The organism is Paenibacillus kobensis NBRC 15729, from assembly GCF_004000825.1.
In the GTDB taxonomy this organism is placed as follows: domain Bacteria; phylum Bacillota; class Bacilli; order Paenibacillales; family Paenibacillaceae; genus Paenibacillus_T; species Paenibacillus_T kobensis.
The window spans coordinates 1-3,003 of the sequence record NZ_BILZ01000124.1 but is presented as its reverse complement, the minus strand read 5'-3'; the positions used below and the strand labels follow the sequence as shown (position 1 = coordinate 3,003).

Genomic DNA, 3,003 nt, shown 5'->3' with positions numbered 1-3,003 from the left:
CGCAAGCCGGCCAGCAAGCCGGCGGCTTCGGCTACCGCGGCGGCGCCCCAAGCGCCGGCCGCGCCCCTGCGGGAGGCGCGCCTGGCGCAAGCGGCGGCGTGAGAGTATCCTCGCCGCTTGATACCGCCGCTAAGGCGGCGGGCACGGGAGCCGCTGAGGGCGGCGGCTCCGCGGCATTCGCAGCGGGCGATAAAGTGGCCCACGGCAAATGGGGCGAAGGCGTCATCGTGTCGATCAAAGGCGCCGGCAAAGACACGGAATTGCAGATCGCTTTCCCGGCTCCGATCGGACTGAAGAAGCTGCTCGCGGCATTCGCGCCCATTACGAAAGTGTAACGGCGGCAACGTTTTAGGACATCAAAGGTTCAAGCCATTCATTGATATCGATATTAATTACCGGAAGGGGTATGTCCATGGAGCAGCAGCTTGAACGGATGCGGACGCTGATCGCTGAGATCGATCTGCACAGCTATAACTACTATACGCTCGATAATCCGACGATCAGCGATGCGGAATTCGATGTGCTGTATGACGAGCTTGTCGCACTAGAGAAGGAAACCGGCGTCGTGCTGGACCTTTCTCCTACGCAGCGGGTTGGCAACGACTTATTGAAAGGCTTTGAGCAGCACCGCCATCGCGCCCGTTTATGGAGCTTGGATAAAGCGCAGAACACTGATGACCTTCGGGCATGGAATCAGCGCGTGACGAAGGCGGTCAGCGATTGGAATATCAAGAACCCGGAGGCGGAGCCGCTTCCGGCTCCTTCCTACGTCTTAGAGCTGAAATATGACGGCCTTACGTTGAATTTAACCTACGAGAACGGGCGGCTCACCCAGGCGGCGACACGCGGCAACGGTACAGTGGGCGAAGCGATCCTCGCACAGGTGAAGACGATTCGTTCCGTACCGCTATCGATTCCGTTCACGGACGGGATTATCGAGGTACAGGGCGAGGGCATTATGAATCTGTCAGTCTTGGAAGCTTATAATCTTACGGCGGAGGAGCCTTTGAAGAATGCCCGCAACGCCGCGGCAGGCGCCCTGCGCAACCAGAATCCGAAGATTACCGCGGAGCGCAAGCTGAACGCGTTCTTCTATAACGTTGGATTCTCCGACGGCGTATCCTTCGAGACGCATCGGGATATGCAACAATTTCTGATCGATAACCGGTTCAAGGTCAATCCTTACGTAACATACTGCGGGACAATCGAGGAAGTCGAGGCGGAGCTCGTTCGAATTACGGATATGCGGCCGACGCTCGACTATTTGATCGACGGAGCTGTCGTGAAGTTGACCGATATGCGCACGCGCGAGGCGCTTGGCTATACGGACAAATTCCCGCGCTGGGCTGTTGCGTTCAAGTTCGAGGCGGAAGAAACAACAACCGTGCTGGAGTCTGTCTCTTGGGAAGTCGGCCGTACAGGCAAAATAACGCCAGTCGCCCGCGTCGAAGCGGTCGAACTGGCTGGCGTAACAGTGCAGAACTGCACGCTGAACAATATCGGCGATATCGAGCGCAAGAACTTGAAGCACGCTTTAGGCACGCGCGTCTTTATTCGGCGTTCCAATGACGTCATTCCGGAAATCCTTGGCAAGGCTGATGAGGAGGAAGGGACAGAGATCGAGTTCCCGGCCGTCTGTCCTTCGTGCGGGACGGAGCTGGAGCAGCGCGGCGCCCATCTGTTCTGCAACAACAAGCTGGGCTGCAAGCCGCAGCTAATTGGACGCATCACGCATTTCGCTTCGCGCGATGCAATGGATATCGAGACGTTCAGCGTCATGACTGCGGAGCAGCTGTATGAGGATTGCGCCGTGCGCGATCCAGCTGATCTGTATGCGCTCAGCTTCGATGATCTTATCAAGCTGGAACGGTTCGGCGAGCGTAAAGCAACGAAGCTGCTTGAAGCGTTCGAGAAATCGAAGGACCGCGATTTGGCTGCGTTCCTGTTCGCTCTGGGCATTCCGAATACGGGCAAAGCGACGACGAAGCTGCTCGCCGACCATTTTGGCAGCTTGGACGCTGTCTTGAACGCAACTGCCGAGGATCTTGTGCAGCTTCCGGACATCGGGGGGATTGTAGCGGACAGCATCGTCACCTTCTTCGCCGATCCGCTCGTTCAAGCGAGCATCACGGCGATGCGTGCGCGCGGCGTTAAGGCCGAGGCGGAGCAGCGTGCAGTTCCTGCCGGGGCGGCAGACAGCATTTTCAACGGCAAAACGGTTGTGCTGACGGGCACGCTTTCGACGATGACGCGTGACGAGGCGGCGAAGCATCTGGAGGCGCTCGGCGCGAAAGTAAGCGGCAGCGTATCCAAGAAGACCGACTTCGTCATTGCAGGCGAAAGCGCCGGCAGCAAGCTGACGAAAGCGCGTGATCTCGGCGTGCAAGTCATCGAGGACGAAACGTTGTTCCGGCATATGATTGGTTTAGAGTAAATGTTCACGGCTTAATGGCTGCATATAGGAACCCAAATTCCGCCTATCGGCTGGATTTGGGGTCTATTTGTTTTGACCGCTGAATGAGCAACATAATGAACGTAGTCCTACGGCGAACGATGTATATGGATCGACACCATACAGCAGCCTTCAACAAAGAATCGGCGGCATTCTAGTGCCCAACCGCCAGAGTGCCTGACATTCGTCGCGGGTGCCGGGGGCTGAAGAAACGTTTAATATGGGTCATAAGATGCAACACCTTTGTTGTAATTGGTTGAATTTACAAGTTGTAATTCGATTGGCGTCGTGATATATTATTTCTTGTCGCTTCGGACGGCGTCGAAAACAACAAACTTCACGAAAGAAAATGAAGAATGTTGTTGACAACAAAGTCGAATGCTGATAAAGTATATAACTGTCGCCGCCGACAAGGCGCTGACAAACAAGTTCAATGCAAGAAACAAGTTCTTTGAAAACTGAACATATGGATCACGTCGATCCGAACAAATAGCAAGTCAGCTTTAAATGAGCTAAACAAGCACTTCTTTTATGGAGAGTTTGATCCTGGC

At 55.2% G+C, this 3,003-nt stretch carries 1 protein-coding gene and 1 pseudogene; both read left to right on the top strand.

What is annotated here, in order from left to right; genetic code table 11:
* Positions 1 to 335, top strand: a pseudogene (locus tag PKO01S_RS28295) (ATP-dependent DNA helicase PcrA); the annotation flags it as partial.
* Positions 336 to 412: 77 nt separating this feature from the next.
* On the top strand, positions 413 to 2,434 hold the full coding sequence (gene ligA, locus PKO01S_RS28290) for an NAD-dependent DNA ligase LigA (RefSeq protein WP_407669727.1): 2,022 nt from the start codon (positions 413 to 415) through the stop codon (positions 2,432 to 2,434).
* Positions 2,435 to 3,003: the final 569 nt, after the last annotated feature.

Bases quoted from the DNA above. Each gene is read 5' to 3' on its own strand.
- ligA (WP_407669727.1), top strand. From the start codon at position 413: ATGGAGCAGCAGCTTGAACGGATGCGGACGCTGATCGCTGAGATCGAT.